The 16,997-nt window shown below is 68.7% G+C and carries 15 protein-coding genes and 1 tRNA gene; 9 read left to right on the top strand and 7 right to left on the bottom strand.

The genetic code is table 11. The annotated features are described in order from the left end of the window. Positions 1 to 54: 54 nt before the first annotated feature. Complete coding sequence (locus tag ABT186_RS23715; protein WP_351926726.1) at positions 55 to 258, bottom strand: DUF397 domain-containing protein; 204 nt, start codon at positions 256 to 258, stop codon at positions 55 to 57. Then, complete coding sequence (locus ABT186_RS23710) at positions 255 to 1,091, bottom strand: helix-turn-helix domain-containing protein (protein ID WP_351926724.1); 837 nt, start codon at positions 1,089 to 1,091, stop codon at positions 255 to 257. Before ABT186_RS23710 ends, ABT186_RS23715 begins: the two co-directional genes overlap by 4 nt. A 332-nt stretch (positions 1,092 to 1,423) precedes the next feature. Between ABT186_RS23710 and ABT186_RS23705 the strand changes: the two genes are divergently transcribed. From ABT186_RS23705 to ABT186_RS23685, 5 genes are all read left to right on the top strand, one after another. Further along, positions 1,424 to 2,497 carry a DnaJ-like cysteine-rich domain-containing protein gene (locus tag ABT186_RS23705; protein WP_351926722.1) on the top strand — a complete coding sequence of 358 codons (1,074 nt, stop codon included), beginning with the start codon at positions 1,424 to 1,426 and terminating at the stop codon, positions 2,495 to 2,497. Between the two features lie 161 nt (positions 2,498 to 2,658). Next, entirely contained in the window at positions 2,659 to 3,120 is a 462-nt protein-coding gene (locus ABT186_RS23700) for an ATP-binding protein (protein ID WP_351926720.1), read from the top strand. A 169-nt stretch (positions 3,121 to 3,289) separates the two neighbouring features. Continuing rightward, positions 3,290 to 4,834: a serine/threonine-protein kinase gene (locus tag ABT186_RS23695; protein ID WP_502973296.1), complete on the top strand. Its 1,545-nt coding sequence runs from the start codon at positions 3,290 to 3,292 to the stop codon at positions 4,832 to 4,834. Between the two features lie 49 nt (positions 4,835 to 4,883). Next, positions 4,884 to 7,061 carry a UvrD-helicase domain-containing protein gene (locus ABT186_RS23690; protein WP_351926716.1) on the top strand — a complete coding sequence of 726 codons (2,178 nt, stop codon included), beginning with the start codon at positions 4,884 to 4,886 and terminating at the stop codon, positions 7,059 to 7,061. 89 nt (positions 7,062 to 7,150) lie between these two features. Then, on the top strand, positions 7,151 to 7,690 hold the full coding sequence (locus ABT186_RS23685; RefSeq protein ID WP_351926714.1) for a DUF262 domain-containing protein: 540 nt from the start codon (positions 7,151 to 7,153) through the stop codon (positions 7,688 to 7,690). A gap of 718 nt (positions 7,691 to 8,408) precedes the next feature. Here ABT186_RS23685 and ABT186_RS23680 read toward each other — a convergent pair. Continuing rightward, positions 8,409 to 9,176: an IclR family transcriptional regulator gene (locus ABT186_RS23680; protein ID WP_351926710.1), complete on the bottom strand. Its 768-nt coding sequence runs from the start codon at positions 9,174 to 9,176 to the stop codon at positions 8,409 to 8,411. A 280-nt stretch (positions 9,177 to 9,456) separates the two neighbouring features. Between ABT186_RS23680 and ABT186_RS23675 the strand changes: the two genes are divergently transcribed. Beyond that, on the top strand, positions 9,457 to 9,978 hold the full coding sequence (locus tag ABT186_RS23675; RefSeq protein WP_351926708.1) for a hypothetical protein: 522 nt from the start codon (positions 9,457 to 9,459) through the stop codon (positions 9,976 to 9,978). A gap of 210 nt (positions 9,979 to 10,188) precedes the next feature. On the opposite strand, the gene ABT186_RS23670 is transcribed toward ABT186_RS23675, so the two are convergent. Then, positions 10,189 to 10,509, bottom strand: coding sequence for a helix-turn-helix domain-containing protein (locus ABT186_RS23670; protein ID WP_079259476.1), 321 nt, complete (start codon positions 10,507 to 10,509; stop codon positions 10,189 to 10,191). Between the two features lie 21 nt (positions 10,510 to 10,530). Here ABT186_RS23670 and ABT186_RS23665 point away from each other — a divergent pair, with 21 nt between their 5' ends. After that, on the top strand, positions 10,531 to 11,535 hold the full coding sequence (locus ABT186_RS23665; RefSeq protein ID WP_351926706.1) for a hypothetical protein: 1,005 nt from the start codon (positions 10,531 to 10,533) through the stop codon (positions 11,533 to 11,535). Continuing rightward, entirely contained in the window at positions 11,532 to 13,442 is a 1,911-nt protein-coding gene (locus ABT186_RS23660) for a hypothetical protein (protein ID WP_351926704.1), read from the top strand. Before ABT186_RS23665 ends, ABT186_RS23660 begins: the two co-directional genes overlap by 4 nt. 245 nt (positions 13,443 to 13,687) lie before the next feature. Here the strand turns inward: ABT186_RS23660 and ABT186_RS23655 are convergent. Beyond that, positions 13,688 to 13,772 (bottom strand) — tRNA-Leu (locus ABT186_RS23655). A 152-nt stretch (positions 13,773 to 13,924) separates the two neighbouring features. Continuing rightward, positions 13,925 to 14,374: a MarR family winged helix-turn-helix transcriptional regulator gene (locus ABT186_RS23650; RefSeq protein ID WP_351236547.1), complete on the bottom strand. Its 450-nt coding sequence runs from the start codon at positions 14,372 to 14,374 to the stop codon at positions 13,925 to 13,927. A gap of 60 nt (positions 14,375 to 14,434) precedes the next feature. On the opposite strand from ABT186_RS23650, the gene ABT186_RS23645 reads away from it, so the two are divergent. Further along, complete coding sequence (locus ABT186_RS23645) at positions 14,435 to 15,373, top strand: LLM class flavin-dependent oxidoreductase (RefSeq protein WP_351926702.1); 939 nt, start codon at positions 14,435 to 14,437, stop codon at positions 15,371 to 15,373. Here the strand turns inward: ABT186_RS23645 and ABT186_RS23640 are convergent. Next, positions 15,363 to 16,904 (bottom strand): aldehyde dehydrogenase family protein, encoded by a 1,542-nt coding sequence (locus tag ABT186_RS23640; protein WP_351926700.1) that lies wholly within the window; start codon positions 16,902 to 16,904, stop codon positions 15,363 to 15,365. The genes ABT186_RS23645 and ABT186_RS23640 overlap by 11 nt on opposite strands. Between the last annotated feature and the right edge of the window lie 93 nt (positions 16,905 to 16,997).

The following is a 16,997-nucleotide window of genomic DNA, read 5'->3' as shown; positions in this document are numbered from 1 at the left end:
CGGGGCCTGGCGCAGCGCGTGCGCCGGGCCCCGCACGGTCGGAGGTCGGCCGGTTCAGTGCCCGGCGGCCAGCCGCACGAAGTCGGTCCACGCTTCGGGGCCGAATGCGAGCCGGGCCACTGCGGGCCGCTTCGAGTCCCTGACGAGGACGGCTCCGGAAGCGGCAGCGACTTCCACGCATTCGCCGCCGCCACCTGTGCTGTAGCTGCTCTTGAACCAGGCGGATTCTGGCACGGCGTGCGCTATGCGAACGATCATGGCTCTCCCATCAGTTTCTCGATGGAGGCGGTTGACTCGCTCGGCGTCAAGGCCTGTGATCGGAGGATGCCATACCGGGCCTCCAGCTCACGCACCTTGGACACCTCGGTGTAGAGCCGACTGTCGTCCTGTACCTCTGCGTACGCGATCCGCTGGCCTTTGTCCGTGTCGATCAGCGTAAAGGGCCCGCCCAAGGCGGCGTTGTCCTCACGGTTGGTCGGCATGACCTGCACCTCAACGTGCCTCAACTGGGCTGTCAGGAGGATTTGTTCCAGGACCCCCCGCATGACCCTCCGACCGCCCAGCGGCCTCCGTAAAACCGCCTCCTCGATCACGAAGCTCATCAGCGGCGCGGGCCGCCGACTGAAGACCTCTTGTCGGGCCAAGCGGGCTTCCAAGCGCTGTTCGATGATGTCGTCGGGCAGCAGAGGACGCTGCATCTGGAAGACGGCTCGTGCGTAGTCCTCCGTCTGCAACAAGCCCGGAACCGCGTAGACCGCGTAGAGATTCAAGCCCGCAGCCCGGGCCTCCAAGCGAGCCGCGTCCCTGAAGTAGGCCGGATACTGAGCCCGCCCCACCTCCTCCTTCAACGCCGTGAGCAACCCTCCCGCCCCCAGCACCTCATCCGCCCGCTCGATGAACCGGGCCTGCGGGATCCGCCTCCTCTGCTCGATCGACGCCACGGTGTCCGCCGAGTAGCCGACCCGCTTGCCGAACTCCGCCCGATCCATCCCCGCCCGGACCCGCAGCAGCTTCAACTGCCGCCCGAACGCGGTCACCACGCCCGTCCCCGGCTCGTCCTCCGGCCGCTGCTGCCGCTGCTCCGCTTCCATGTCCCTCACGGTCACCGCCCTGCCCACCTCTTGCCGCACCTCGCCGGACACAGGGGTCGAGCCCGCCCCGATGGGTTAACGTCGTGGCATCACCACAGGTCACGCCACGCCCAGGGGCCGACGCGCCGCCCGCCGTGCCCGCGGTGGCCAGGCTTGGTGAGCACCGCTTCCGGCACAGACTGCTGCGCGCGCCGCGCGGACGGGCGGCAACATGAGCTCTCCCTTTTCGCGCCCTTTCGCGGCGGGCCCTGTCCCGTCACACTGGGGTCGCTCGGCACCGGTCCGGCCTCTGTCTCGGGCGGGAGAGGCGCTACTTGGGGGGAGCGAGTTTCGTGGTGGCACCCAACGATCCGTCCGACGACGAGGTGCGCGCGGCGCTCAGCGCCTTCCTGGCACGCGGCCGGAGCAGGCGTCTTGGCGCGGCCCCTGCGGATTTCCACCTCACCCGCCTGCACCTGCTTGAAGGCACCGTCACCCGGCGCGTCGAGCAACGCACCGAGGGGACACAGCACGAGCCCGGCGCCGTCGACCTCTCGGAGCGACCGGTGTACGACGTGCTGGAAAACTACAAGCTGAGCCCGCACGAGAAGCCCGGAGACCGGCCGCTCGACCTGGTCAAGCGCGGCACGGTGCATCTCCGGTCCTGTGACTGCGGCAACGGCCGGCGGCGGTGTGCCGACTGCAACGGCATGAGGTACCGCCCGTGCGAGCCCGCCCACGTATGCACCGTGTGCCAGGGCGTCACCGCATGCACGCAAACCCTCAAGCACGGCGGTCTGCCCAGCACCCCGCCCAGGCCTCCCAAGCCGGGCCGGGCCGACCGACCCGACGAACGGGTGAACTGCGAGGCCTGCCAGACACCCGACAGCGCGTGTCCCGGGTGCCGGGGCTGGGGGAAGGTCAGGTGTCAGGAGTGCCAGGCGAGTGGGCGCATCCCCTGCGTACCGTGCAAGGGGACAGGCACCGTCGAGTGCGCCACCTGCCTTGGACACGGGAACCTGACGTCCTGGACGGCAGGACGGATCAAGTGGCCCTCACAGACCGAGAGAGTGTCACCCCCTGTCCCACGGCCCCGGCATGTGGCCTCGGAACTGGGCTCGGGCGGCTGGCACACGGACCGGCTCGGCATTCACGATCCGCTTCCCGACGACCTCTCCCCTGACCATCGCTCGGCCCTCGAACCGCACCTGCGCCTACGGAAGGGCGAGAAGGAGCGAGAGGTCGTGATCAAGCGGCTCACGGTCGTCAAGGCGTCGCCGCCCTACTCCGACAACCTGGAGTTCTACGTCTTCCGAAGCAGTGACGGACGACTCGACGTCCGGCGGCGGGTGTCGGAGGAGGGGCGGAGGAAGGTCTTCGCGGCGGTGGCAGCGGTCGTCGTCCTCGTCCTTGTCCTGACCCACTGACCGGTCCGCCGGCCCAGCGAGCACGGCCGCAAGTGGGTGCGGCCCCTTCCCCGCGTACTTGCGTACCACCACGTACAGAGCGCCCACCCGCCCCGTACGAAGGGCCGACGTCAGCGCGTCACCCCTGGTGACTCCATGCCACGACACACCACCGTGAGTGCATGACCGCAGCACAATCACCCCTCACCGTGCACAAGTTCGCGATGTGCTTCAGCTCGACCCCGCGCGGCGCCCGCCTGGCCCGGCGGCTGTGCGGGACCCGGCTCGACGCCTGGGGCATCCCGTACGACAGCGACGCGCACGACGTCGTCACCCTCGTCGCGGCGGAGCTGTGCGCCAACGCCGTCCGACACGGACACGTGGCCGGCCGGGACTTCCACGTCCTGCTCACCGCCGACCCGGCCACCGGCACCGTACGGATCGAGGTCAGCGACACCCGCGGTGAACGCGTGCCCCACATTCCCACCGCGCCGCCGGACGGCGACGGCGGGCGCGGCCTGCTGCTCGTCGAGGCGCTGGCCGACCGGTGGGGCTGGTCGCCCCGCGCCACGGGCGGGCCAGGTAAGACCGTCTGGGCGGAGTGGGCCGCCGACTGCGCCACCCCGCGTGACCTGATCACGTAGGTCGCCCGCGACCCGGTTGGACGCGCGGAACCCGCACCCGCGAAACTGCTTTCCAGCGCATCGAAGACCACTTCGGTAACTCGACGGGGGCGGGGGCGGGGACCAGGTGCCGGAGCCACGGCGGATCGCGGGACGGTACGAACTGCTGGAGCAGTTCGGCCACGGCGGCATGGGGGACGTGTGGCGGGGTTACGACACCGTCCTGGACCGGCCGGTCGCGGTGAAGTTGATCCGCCCGCAGGCCGTGGCGTCGCCGCACTTGGCGGAGGAGTTCGAGAAACGGTTCCGGCGCGAGGCCCGGATCACCGCACGGATCCAGCATCCGGGCGTACCGCAGGTGTACGACGCGGTGCTCGACGAGTCGTACGAGCAACTGTTCCTGGTGATGGAGCTGGTCGACGGCGTGCCGCTGACCGCGTACGTGCACCCGGAGCGGCCGCTCCCCGTGAGCTGGGCGGTGGCCGTGGCGGCGCAGGTGGCGACCGTGCTGTCGTACGCGCACGACGTGCCCGTGGTGCACCGTGACCTGAAGCCGAGCAACATCCTGGTCGCCCGGGACGGCACGGTGAAGGTGCTCGACTTCGGCATCGCGGCGATCCTGCGGACGGACGTCACCAAGCTGACCGCGACCGGCAGCCCCATCGGGACGCATCAGTACATGGCACCGGAACAGGTGCGCGGCGGGCGGGTCACACCGCGCGCCGACCTGTACGCGCTGGGGTGCGTGCTGCACGAACTGCTCTGCGGGCGGCCGCTGTTCGCCGGGGACAGCGAGTGGCAACTGATGATGCAGCACGTCAACGCCACCCCGACGCCGCTGCGGCAACTGCGTCCCGAGGTGCCGGCGGAGCTCGAGACCCTGGTCCTGCACCTGCTCCGCAAGGCGCCCGAGGCGCGTCCGGCGGACGTGCAGGAGGTGTACGAGCGGCTGCGGCCCTTCCTGCCCCCGCCCGGCGATGAGTCGACGCCCGAGGAGGCGGGGCCCGCCGGGACGCCCGACCCGACCGGGATCTTCCGCCGCCCGTACGCGCCCCGCTCGCGCGCCGGCACCGCGGGCGCACGGCCCGCCGGTGCCGACGCCGGGCCCGGTCTCCCGCCCGCCGTTCCGGCGGCCGAGCGGGAGGCGCTGCGGGAGCAGATCCGGGAGGTCCACGCGCACTACCGCGCCCTGCTGGAGGAGGAGCGCTACGCGCAGGCCGCCGAGGTGGTGGGCGAGATGATCGAGCCCGCCGCGCGCGCCCTCGGCTCGGAGAACAAGGCGGTCCTCGGGCTGCGTATGCGACGGGCGGTCAGCCGCCAGTTGGCGGGCGACCACCGGGCCGCGCTGCCCGAGTTCGAGGCGCTCGCCGACGCGTACGGGCGGGTGAGCGGCCCGGGCAGTGAGGAGGCGCTGGACAGCCGGGCGCAGGCGGCGCGCTGCCGGGGCGAACTCGGGCAGGTCACTGAGGCGTTGGCGGGACTGCACGATGTCCTCGACGTCGTCCGGTCCGTGGACGGCGACATGAGCGAGACGGCCGTGGAACTGCGGCGCGACATCGGCATGCTGTTGCTCGCGCAGGGCCGGGCCGCGGATGCCTTCGACGTCCTGGAGCCGTTGCACGAGGACTTGTGCATGGTGTTCGGCCCGGACGACGAACTCACCGCCGAGGTCGCCGAGACGCTGGCCGTGATCCGTCTGGATCTCGACGGTGGCAGCCCCAGATCCTCCCCCTGACCTGGCACTCCGCCCGCATCGCACCCCGCCCGGCCCTTAGGATCCCCTCATGCCGCAGCTCGCCTTCGACATCGGTTTCTTCGCCGAACTCCCCAAGCTCCAGCCCCCGGTCAGAAAGGGCGTGCTCGAGGCTTGGGAGAAGTTCAACCAGCTCACCCTCGATCAGCTCTTCAAGGATCAGGGGCTGAAGCTGGAGAGCCTGACGAACGCGAAGGACAAGCAGATACGGACGATCCGCATCGACCAGTTCTGGCGCGGTGTGGTCCTCGCTCCGCCGACCGGGGACACGTTCATCCTGCTGCGGGTCATGCAGCACGACAAGGCGATCGCCTGGGCGAAGAAGCAGAAGGCCAGCATCAACGAGGTGACGCGGGCCGTCGAGATCCGGGACGCCGCGACCCTGGACGAGCTCACGCCGGCGTACGAGCGGGTCGCGGAGGGCTCCCCGAAGCGGCTGTTCGCGGAGTTCTCCGACGGGGACCTTAAGGCTCTCGGCATCGACGACGAGACGCTGCGGCAGGCGCGGTCACTCGTCGACAAGGAGCAGTTGGAGGTGTTCGCGCCGCTGCTGCCGCAGGACCAGCGGGAGGTGCTGCAGTACCTCGCCGAAGGGATCCCGATCGAGGAGGTGTGGCAGGACATCGTCGCGCCCGCCCTCCAGGCGTCGACGCAGCCGGTGGACACGCAGGACTACGAGACGGCGATCCGGCACACCCGGGCGCGCATCGCGCTGGTCACGGCGCCGGAGGAACTGCGGGACATCCTGGAGAAGCCGTTCGCGGCCTGGCGGGTGTTCCTGCACCCCTCGCAGCGCAAGGTGGCCTACCGGGCGTCGTACTCGGGGCCGGCCCAGGTCACCGGTGGGCCCGGCACCGGCAAGACCGTCGTCGCCCTGCACCGCGTCAAGCACCTGCTGGGGCACCTGCGCGACGGGGACCGCATCCTGCTCACCACCTACACCAACGCGCTCGTCAACGCGCTCCGCTCCGGCCTCGAGTCGCTGGTGGAGGACCTGGAACTGCGCGAGAAGGTGGACATCTCGACGGTGGACGGATTCGCCAGCCGGGTCGTCGCAGAGGCGCCGGGCGCGGTGGCTCTGCGGCCGCTGATGAACAACGAGGAGGAGAGCCGCTGGGGCAAGGCCGCCAAGGCGACCGGCTTCCCCGGCAGCGCGCAGTTCCTCGCCCAGGAGTACCGGCACGTCATCCTCGCCCAGGACATCCGAAGCCTCGCCGAGTACGAGTCGGCGGACCGGCGTGGGCGCGGGAGCCGGCTGACGGCGGCCGAGCGGCCGCTGGTGTGGGAGACAGTGGAGCGGTTCACGAACGGCCTGGCCGCGGACGGGGCCCGGACCTGGCTGCAGACCTGCGCGGAGGCGGCGCGGCTGCTGGCGGAGAAGGGGCCGCAATACCGGCATGTGGTGGTGGACGAGGCGCAGGACCTGCACCCGGCGCAGTGGCGTCTGCTGCGCGCGGCCGTGCCCGCCCGCCCGGACGACCTGTTCATCGCGGGCGACCCGCACCAGCGCATCTACGACTCGAAGGTGTCCTTGAAGTCGCTCGGCATCAAGGTCACCGGGCGGTCGGTGAAGTTGCGCAAGAACTACCGCAGCACCCAGGAGATCCTGCGCTGGTCCACCGCCCTGCTCATCGGCCGTCCCATCGCCCAGTTGGAGGACGAGGGCCGCGACGACACGCTGCTCGGATACCGCTCCGCCCTGCACGGCGACGGGCCTGCCGTGCACGCGGCGGCGGACGAGGACGTCGAACTCGCGGCTCTGGTCGCCCAAGTGCGGACGTGGCTGGATGCGGGAGTCGACGCCGAGGAGATCGGGGTGAGCACCCGGTTCAACAAGACGTGCGCCAAGGCGGTGACCCACCTCAAGACCGCCGGCATCCCCGCCGTATCGCTGCGGTCCGCCGACACCGCGGGCGCGGCGGATGCCGTACGCGTCGGAACCATGCACTCATTCAAGGGACTTGAGTTCCGCTGCGTCGCGGTGATCGGCGCCAACGACGGTGCCGTGCCCTTCGCGAAGGCGGTGACGCCGGCCGAGCTGGACGCCAAGCAGCACGAGACGGACATGATGTCGGAGCGCTGCCTGCTGTTCGTCGCCTGCACCAGAGCGCGCGACTGTCTGTACGTGTCGTGGTCGGGCGAGGCGAGTCCGTTCCTGGTGGAGGCCGGAGTGGGGGCCGGTACACCTCAGGAGAGTCCGGCGGGGTGACTATAAGCATCACCGTGCCGTCCGGCGTGACGTCATAGAGTGCCCGCCCGACGCATGACGAAGGTCATCGGTGAAGAGGGGGCGCGAAGTTGCAGGCGAAGGAGACGTTGTTCGCCGATCTCGTACAGGGGCGGGCACAGCAGTCCCAAGTGCCGCTCTGCCAGAGGACGTACTCCTGGACGGAGAAACAACTCGCGCAGTTGTGGGACGACATCCTGGAGCAGGCGGAGTTGGTGGAGCCCGGGGACAAAAGGAGCACCCACTTCCTCGGCTCGGTGGTCCTCGCGCCCTCGCCGCAGAACGAGCCGACGCTCCCGCGCTGGCTGGTGGTGGACGGACAGCAGCGCCTCACGACACTGGCGCTGGCCGCGATCCGTGATCACATCGCGGATTCCGAACCTGACGAAGCCGAGCGGGTGGACGAGGAATACCTGATCAACAAGCGCCGCAAGGGCGCCGACCGGTACCGTCTGCTGCCAACGCAGGCCGACCGTCCGCAGTACGCCGCGCACATCCTGGACACCCCAGCGGATCAGGCTGCCGGGGACCGAGTGACCGCCGCCTACCGCTTTCGAGCATGCCATCACCTCCAGGCTCACGCTCGTCGCCGTCACCGCCGAGCGCGGTGACAACGTGCACCGCATCTTCGAGTCGCTCAACAACACCGGTCTCAAGCTCAGCCAGGCCGATCTCCGTACGGCTTGTGGGCTGCCCAGGGGCGACGGATCACACTCACCGCATTGAGCTTAGAGATGAAACTCGCGTCGATCCGGGACACGAGTGGCCGGTTAAGCGGCCGCATGTCAGGATCGGACTGTGCCTGTCTTCCTGGACGCTGCCGAGAGTTCGGGGCTCCCTGCCGTGCCGCCTCCCAGGATGCGGCGGGTGGTTTTCGTCGCGTTGCTGAGCTCGGACGGGCGGCTTGCGCTGGTGGCAGACGACCTGTCTGGAGTTCTTCCCCGATGGGTGCTCCCTTCAGGATCCGCCCGAGCCACAGAGACCTACCGTGAGGTGGCAGTGCGCGTACTCCGCGATGTGGTCGGCGCGATGCCGGTGCGCGGGGGCGCTGTTGAAGGATGCCGCTGGGCTCAGGTGCCTGTGCCCGTAGGCCGGAGCCGTCGAGAGGCGCACGTGTTCGTCTTTCGTCTCGCTGAAGCTGGTGATCCGCCGGATTATCTGTCCTGGAGGGGAGCGACACGCTGGGCGGGGCCTGAGCAGTGGCAGGAGTTGTGCACACGGTGCGATCTGCCAGATGTGGATGTGCTGTTGACGGGATACCTGGAGGGGTGGATCCCGGACGGGCGGATCACGTTGGGGCCTTGAGTCCCGGCACCTCGGAACCCGCTGTCACTTTGCCCTGGCGATCGTGGTGGCGGTCTCCTGCAGGGCCGTGGCAACCGCTGGCATGTCCTGTTCACGCAGACGTACGGCGGGCGCGTACACGGAGATCGCGGCGAGCGGTTCCCCGATGCGGTTACGGATGGCCACGCCTACGCCGTGCAGGTCGTGTGCACTTTCTTCGAGGTCTGCCGCCCATCCCCGGACTCTGACTTCCTCCAACTCCACTTCAAGCAGCGGCCACTCAGTGATGCTTCCTGCCGCCGTGGCAGGGAGCACGGCCGGGAGTGTCGCGCGTACATCTGCCGGGTCGCGCAGTGCGAGCAGGGCCTTGCCCGCCGCTGTGACGTGGGCAGGGAGCTCCTGTCCGAGCGGAACGCTGACGCGCAGGACATGCCGGCACTCGACTCCGTCGAGTAGTCGGACGACCGCCGCATCCAGGGAGTACAGGCACACCGACTCCTGCAGCTTCTCGGAGAGCTCCTCCAGGGGTCTGCGCGCCTGTCGTCGGACGTCCAGCTGGGCGATCGCGGCCAGTCCCATACGTACGAGCTGCGGCCCCGCTGAGTATCCGTGCTGGCCAGGATCGTGGCGCAGGAAACCTGTGCGCTGCAGGGTGACCAGGATGCGGTGTGCGGTGGAACGTGAGATACCGAGCTCCCGGGCGGTTTCGGTAACACCGACTTCCCCCCGGTCATACGCCAGGACTAGAACATCCAGGGCCTTCGTCACCGACGCCAAGGCCTCTGTCGCCGACAGATGCTTGCCATCCACCATGAAGGAACCGTAACGCTCAAACGTTCCCGGAGACCGGGAGCTTCGACAGAATCCACACGTCAGAATTCTGTGGTTGCACGTCTCACCAGTTCCGGTGCGGCATCGCACGAACCCGACGAGCCAACTCTGCGCCAAGACGGGTCGAGTCCTGCGCTAACCCCGACCGGACTTGCCGTGCTTGAGCGCACTGCTGACCGTTTGATAGCGCCTCACAGGAACTGCGTGCGTGCCACAGTGTGCCGTCCCTACACTGGGCAGCGACCTTCCTTAGGAGTTCGCTATGGCGGGATACCAGACCAACGCACCTGCGTCAGACAAGGGTGTCTACATCGGTCAGGCCCTGCATGCCGTGAAGGAGCTGATCACTTCACTGCGCGGCGAATTGGCGACATTGGAAGCTGTGTACGCGATGATGTGCCAGGGCGTCGAATCCACCGATGTCCGCGAAGAGCCGCCGGACACTGGCGAGGACGCGGAAACCGCCCAGCCTTCCCGGGAGGGTCCGTCTGAAGTTTCCGTCGCCGACGAGGATCCTTCGCCCGAAGATGCGCGCCCGGATATTGGCACTCGGGCCCTGGGGCCACCGCGTAACGGAAGCATGCGCGATGCGATCCTCACACTCCTGTGCGCCGCTCAAGAGGCAATGTCCATCACCGATATCGCGGCGGCGGTGCGCCCGGGAGCGGACGCGACGGTCCGCTCATCCGTAGGAAAAACCCTCAACCGCATGAAGCAACTTGGCGAGGTGGAAAACGTAGCACCGGGAATGTTCCGGGCCGTGCTGTCATCCCGGGCTGCTTGATCCACCCGAGAACGACCCTAACCCAACAAGCAGGCCTCCCTCGATTAGCGGTCGAGGGAGGCCGCCAAACACGCGAACGGACGCTTCTCCTAGCAGGGTTCCGGTCCGTCGCGCACGTTCACTCTAGCGCTCCCACGGGTGGCGCTATAGGGCGTCTGCGCCATTCCGTACTTGAGCGTGCACGACTGGCCTCAAATAGGCAATTGGGGATCAGTCATGAGCACATTGGGTCGCATTCGATCCGGGCCAGAGCGCCAGGCCCAGGGCGCGCTCCAGTCGGCAGACCGTCAGCACATCCGGCCAGGTGGCACCCGCCAGCAGATCGCCGATGGTCTGTCTGCCGACGTTGCTCTGTGCGGCCAGTGCACGCAGCGAGAGCTCCGGCCTCTCACGCAGGGCGGCGGCGAGGCGGCGGGCAATCGTCTGGACCACCGCCGCGGCGGGCTCCCCGGCGATCCGGGCATCCGGCCACTCCTCCGGATCGACGGCGTAGCTCCATGGCGGCGCCGTGCGCGCTCGGCCTCCGGTCATAAAGATGCGTTCCTTCAGATCGTGATCGACACTGACACCAGCGGCCGGTTAACCGGCCACCTGTCATGGACCTTGCGCCTGGAGGTCGCTGTGTCGAATCGCCTGCTGGCCTACGCACCGAAGGCGGAGACGGTGCCGCCCGCCCAGTGGCGCCGCATCGCTCCGGTCGTCCGCTCGCTGGGATTCATGGCGGTCGCAGCGGGACCCTACGGCCCAGACGTGGTCATGACGCCGCTCGCACGGCTGGTCGCCTGGGTCGAGGCCCAGGGCCTCCCGCTCGAACCCTCGGTGATCCTTGACCAGAGCACCGTCGAACGATTCATCCTCGTCGGCTGCCGCGACATGGCCGCCAACAGCCGCCGAACCTGCAGCAGCCAGCTGCGCCGGGCCTCCGAAGCACTCCTGCTGGACCAGCTCGGACAGCATCCGCCGATCCGGCTGAAGGCCACCGCCGCCCCAGTGGCCCCCTACCCGCCGGCGGAAATCGCCTACTGGCTGATCTGGGCGCAGAGCCTGCCCACCCCCGCCCAGCGGCGCAACGCCTGTCTTCTGTTCTGTCTCGGCGTCGGCTGCGGGCTCGCCGTTGAGGATCTTGTGTACGTTCAGGGGCGGGACATCCTCGCGGGCCCCACCGGCCGGGCACTGGTCAAGGTGCACGGGCGCCGTCCGCGCACTGTCGTATGCCGGTACGCCTACGAGGAACTGCTGCTGGCGGAAGCCGCCCACATCCCGGCAGACGCGTACGCCTTCCGGCCAGACTGGCAGGACCGCACCAGCAAGCACATCGCATCGGACTGGCTGGCCAGGTATCCGCGGATCATCGGCCGTTGTGACGGTGCAGTGCTGCAGACCCAGCGGCTGCGTACGACCTGGCTCGTCGAACTGCTGAATGCAGGTATTCCGCTGAAGGTGATCCTCAAAGCGTCGGGACTCGGGACCCTGCACAGCCTCTCGCGATACCTCGTCTTCCTCCACGACGTGCCCGAAGCGGAGGCATCCGATCTGTTGAGGGGGGCGGCGGCATGAGCAGGAAGAACCCGGAGGACAAACCCTGCCGGCGTACCGGCCTCGCCTTACGCCCTGCACCGCAGGCCCCCGGCCGTACCCTCAGCGACCGCGTTGTGAGGCAGGTCTTCGACCTCGTGCGCCACAGCGGAGTACTGGAACGCCTTCCCTCCAACGAGCACCGGCCAGGCCCGAAGGGCTTCCCGTTCCGCACAGTGCTGATCGGCCTGATCCTGTCGCAGTACATGGGCAAGAGCGCGAACATCAACGACGCATGGGAGACACTCTTCTTCGCCCTGTCTCCAGGATCCAAGGCCCTCCTTGACGTCCCCAACGTCGACCTGCACATCCCCGAGGGTGCAACCCGAGAAGAGATCGACCGCGTCGCGCACCACCAGTACGCGACGTCGAAGCGCGTCTACCGGTCCTGGGCCTCGATGACCCGGCGCCTCGACCCGGCACCACACGACCGCCGCAAGCGGCTGTCGCTCAGCGAGGCCAAGAAGATCCGACGGAAGTGGAATGCCCGCGCCAATCAGGACACCGTGCGCAATCTGGAGGCCATCGCCCAGGATCTGGTTCTCGCTCCGGTGATGGCTTCCTACCGGCGCGGCGACTTCGCTCGGTGGCCTGGCCACATCGCGGTCGACGACACTCCGGTCCCGGTCTGGGGCAAAGAGCCGGACTACCACCAGGACCGGGCCTCGCTTGAGATCACCGCCGGGATGTACGTGAAGGGAGGAACGCAGAAGAAGCAGAAGAAGGCGGGACCCAGCGGCAAACCTGCGGCTTCCACGAACACTGGCACCCGGCGTGGCACGGCGAACAAGCCACCGCCTCGCAAGACCAAGTCGACACAGGAGAAGAGGGCCAAGGCGCCGGAGAAGAGAGAGTTCCGCTACGCCATGATGGCCGCGTTCCCGGGCCATGGCCATGGCGACCTCGCCGGCGCCTACCCGGCGGTCTGCCTCGGCATGATCCTTCACACCCCGGGCACCGAACCCGGCCCGGCCGCCCTGCGCGCCATCCAGCCGGCCTTCGAACGAGGCCTGGTCAAAGACCTGTTCTGCGCCGACCGGGGCATCACCCAGGCCAAGCCTCACAACCTGCATCTGCAGCTGCTCAAACTCGGCCTCAACGCGGTGAAGCACTACAACGACGACAAGGTCGACCGACAGGGAGAGTTCCGCGGCATGCGGCTGGTCGGCGGCGAGTTCTACTGCCCGCTGATGCCCGCCCCGCTCATCACTGCGGGCGCCACATACATCGACAGCCGCACGGACGAGGACCGCGCCCACGCACTCAACCTGATCCAGTCCCGGAAGGAATACCAGACCAAGATCAAGGAGTACGGGCCCGCAGGGGACCAGCGCAGACAGTGCCCCGCCCTCGGGCCGCACGCCACGGTCACCTGCTACCGCCGGCCCCAGCCACGCCCGTCCACCGTCGTCGACCTCGACGCCCCTACTGTCCGTGCCCCGGCAGCCCTGCCCACCATCCCCAGGCCCAAGCGGGACACCCCCGTCTACCCAGACATCTGCATGGGGAAGAGCATCACCGTGCCGGGCACCGTATTGGCGAAGTGGCGGCAGAAATACCCCCTGTTCACCCCTCTGTGGCAGGAAGCCTGGTCCGGACTGCGCAGTCAGAACGAGGGCGGCAACGGCAACCTCAAGAAGTCCGCCCTCGACAGCATCGCCAATCCTCAGCTCCGCCTGCCGCACGGACGCGTCGCACAGACCCTGCTCAATGCCGTCATCATCTTTGTGGCGAACCTCAGAGCCATCCGACGGTTCCTCCGCGACCAGGGCATCCAGCCCCGCAAGGCCAGCACGCAGAGCGCCGTCACCCAACCCGGTGAGCCCTCCGACCCGCCCCTGGCGCGACCGCTTCCGACCGAGGAGGTCGAGCCTCCGCCACGCGAGTGACGCACCTCCGCCGCGCTCCGCCCCCTGAAAACCCCACATGCCTGCGCCACGGCTACCAGCCGTCGCGCAGGCATGTCCTGTTTCTGCAGGTGAGAGGCGCAGTACCTGGACCGCCACCGCCTCACCCCCTCATCGAGCCGATCACGAGGCTCGAGGCCCCAGAAACGACGAAATACCGGTGAGTCACATGACTCGACCGGTAATTCGTGAACGCTTCGGGACGATCTCGTGAACGTCCCACTCTGTGTCCGAGGGGGGACTTGAACCCCCACGCCCGATAAAGGGCACTAGCACCTCAAGCTAGCGCGTCTGCCATTCCGCCACCCGGACCAGGTGTCTGCCGCCTTGGGGTGCTCCCCGCGGCGACAGGGACAACAATACCAAGGTTTCGAAGTACCTTTCACCTGCGTATCCGTCCCGTGCACGGGGAAGTGCAGCCCGAGGACCCCGGACCGGATTGATTACTTTTGGCAACGAAACCCTCACTCCGCGATGCGCTCCGTAGCCACGAGGCGCTGGAGGGCCCTTACAAGCGAGGCCGCCTCCTCCTCGTCCAGTGGGGCGAGGAAACGGCGCTCTGCCTCGCGGCGAGCTCGCTCACCCCGTCGCAGACACTCCTCGCCCGCAGCGGTCAGCTCGACGATGTTCTTGCGTCGGTCCTGCACGCTACGTCGCCGCTCCACCAGGCCGCGCTGCTCCAGGCCGTCGACCAGCGCCACCATCGTGGTGCGGTCGACGCCCAGCCGGGCGGCCACCTCCACCTGGGACAGCGGATCCTCGCCGGCGAGGACCACCAGGACGGCCAGCTCATGTCCGTCGATCCCGAAAGGTGCGAGTGCCTCGGCGGAGGAGCGGGCGAAGCGCTGCTGCGCGTGCTTGAGGAGGTAGCCGAGCCGGGATTCCAGGGGCGCCGGGAGCTGATCACTGGCCATGCCCTGACTGTATCCGGCACTGATCGTCAGCAGTACTGATGATTTAGTATGCTGACTGTCATGACGTCTGTGCGCTTTGGCATCAAGACCGCCCCCATGCACGTCTCCTACGAGGACATCCGCCGCGTCTGGCTGGAAGCCGATGCCGTGCCCGAAATCGAGGACGCCCGGCTCTGGGACCACCTTCAACCCATCGCGGGACCCAAGGACGGGCAGGCGCACGAGAGCTGGACCCTGCTCTCCGCACTGGCCGCTCAGACCCAGCGGCTGCGCCTCGGGGTGCTCGTCACCAGCAACCGGATCCGCCCGCCCGCGGTCCTCGGCAAAATGGCCTCGACCTTGGACGTCGTTTCCGGCGGTCGGCTGGTCCTGGGAATCGGCGTCGGGGGCACCCATCAGCCGCCCGGCGCGGGCGGGATCACCGGGGACAATCCGGCGATCGCCGAGTACGAGGCGTACGGGCTCACGCTGATCCCACCGGCGGAAGGAATCGCCCGACTCGGCGAGACCGTCGAGATCCTCAAGCGGATGTGGACCCGGGACGTCTTCGACTTCGAAGGGCGCCACTATCGGCTGAGGGCCACACGGTGCGAGCCCAAACCCGTGCAGCGACCAGGGCCTCCGTTGCTGATGGGCGGCTGGGGCAATCGTCTGCTGCGGCTGGTCGCCGAGCACGCCGACATGTGGAACATCCCGGGACCGCCGCACAACAGCGTGGAGTTCGTCGCCGAGCGCGTGCGCGTGCTCGACGCGCACTGCGCCGACCTCGGGCGTGATCCGCGCGAGATCACGCGTTCCGTGCAACTCCTCGTGTCGTACGACGACCCGGCGACGACGCGCGCGACTGTGGACGAGCTCGTCGCCGCCGGGATGAACCATATTGTGCTCAATCTGCCTCGGCCCTACCCGCCGGGTGTCGCACGGTGGCTGGCCGACGAGATCATCGCCGGGAGGCGTCCGCCGGCCTCATGCACCACCCGGCCAGCCGTCACGGCATGAGCTGGTAATCCGGGAAGTTTCCCGGCAGCCGCTCCCCCGCCGGGCCCTGCGTCACCGCACGCACAAGCAGTTCGCCGCCCACGAACGCCCCGCGCCAGGACGCGCCGAAGCCGCCGAAGAGTTCGTCGCGGTCGCCGCGGGAACGCGGTTTGGCGTGGCCGACCTTGAAGGCGCGGATCTGCGGTGCCAGGCGGCCGTACGTCGCCCTGTCATCCGTGGACAGTGTGGCGACCAGCGCACCGTTCGACGCGTTCATCGCCGCCAGCAGCTCCGCCTCCGTGTCGACCAGGACGATCGTGTCGACCGGGCCGAACGGCTCCGCATGGTGGAGGGGGGAGGACCGGGGTGGATTGAGGAGAGTGACCGGGTGGACGTACGCCGACGTGTCCTGACCGGGGAGGAAGCGCGCATCCTCCGGCCTGCCGCGGTGCAGAGGGATCGCGCCGCGGTCGATCGCCTCGGCGATCTGGTCGGTCAGCTCCTTCGCCTTGGCCGCGTTGATCACCGGGCCGAAGTCCAGTTCCGGGTACGGGTCGGCACGCTTGTCCACGGCCAGTGGGTGGCCGACCCTGAGGGTGCGGACCGCCGGCAGGTACGCCGTCAGGAACTCGTCGAACAGGGACCGTTGGACGACGAAGCGCGGATACGCCGTGCAGCGTTGTTTTCCGTAGTCGAAGAGCTTGGGGATCACGGTGGAGAGAGCGTCCCAGTCCGAGTAGTTCCAGATGCCCCAGGTGTTCAGACCCTCCTGTTCCAGGATGTGCCGCTTACCGAGGTCCGCGACGGCCGTGGCCACCGCGGCGCCTGTGTCGCGGCCGCCGACGAAGGAGACGCAGCCGATCTCGGGCGCCCGAACCAGCGCCTCCGACAGCTCACCTCCGCTGCCACTGACGAGGGTGACGGGGATTCCTTCACGTGCGGCGAGCGCACAGGCCAGGGTGAGACAGGCGACACCGCCGTCGGTCGGGGTCTTGGCGATGACCGCGTTGCCTGCCAGGGCCTGTACCAGCATTGCGTGAACGAGCACGCTCATCGGATAGTTCCAGCTCGCGATGTTCGAGACCGGGCCGTCCAGCGGGGACCGGTCACCGACCATCGATTCGATTCCGTCGACGTACCAGCGCACGCCGTCGATGGCCCGGTCGACGTCGGCCTGCGCGAGCCGCCAGGGCTTGCCGATCTCCCAGACGAGGAGGAGGGCGAGCAGTTCACGGTGTTCGGTGAGGGCGTCCAAGGTCGCGGCGACCCGGGACCGGCGTTCGGGCAGGGGTACATGACGCCAGGCGCGGTGCTGATTGAGGGCCGCGCCTACGGCGCGCCGTGCGGTGGCCCGGTCCAGGCGAGGCGGGCCGGCGATGGGGGTGCCGTCGACCGGGCTGGTGGCGGGCAGTGCCCGGCCGTCCGTCTGCCAGGAGGAGTCCCAGAGGTTGAGGACGCGGTCGTCCCGGAAGGCCTCGGGCGCAACGGCGAGGCAGCGCCGCCAGGCGTCGGACCAGGACGTACCGGCTTTGAGGGTGAGGGTGGGTGCCATTCGATTGCTCCGCTCTCGGTGCACAGTCGAGAGAAAAAGGGCCCGCAGGGTCTTCCTTGGAGAGGTGGCGGCGGGCGACGGGTGGGAGGTCGT

The sequence above is a fragment of the Streptomyces sp. NPDC001634 genome (assembly GCF_040298185.1).
Classification (GTDB): Bacteria; Actinomycetota; Actinomycetes; order Streptomycetales; family Streptomycetaceae; genus Streptomyces.
This window is presented reverse-complemented; position numbering and strand designations above follow the sequence as displayed.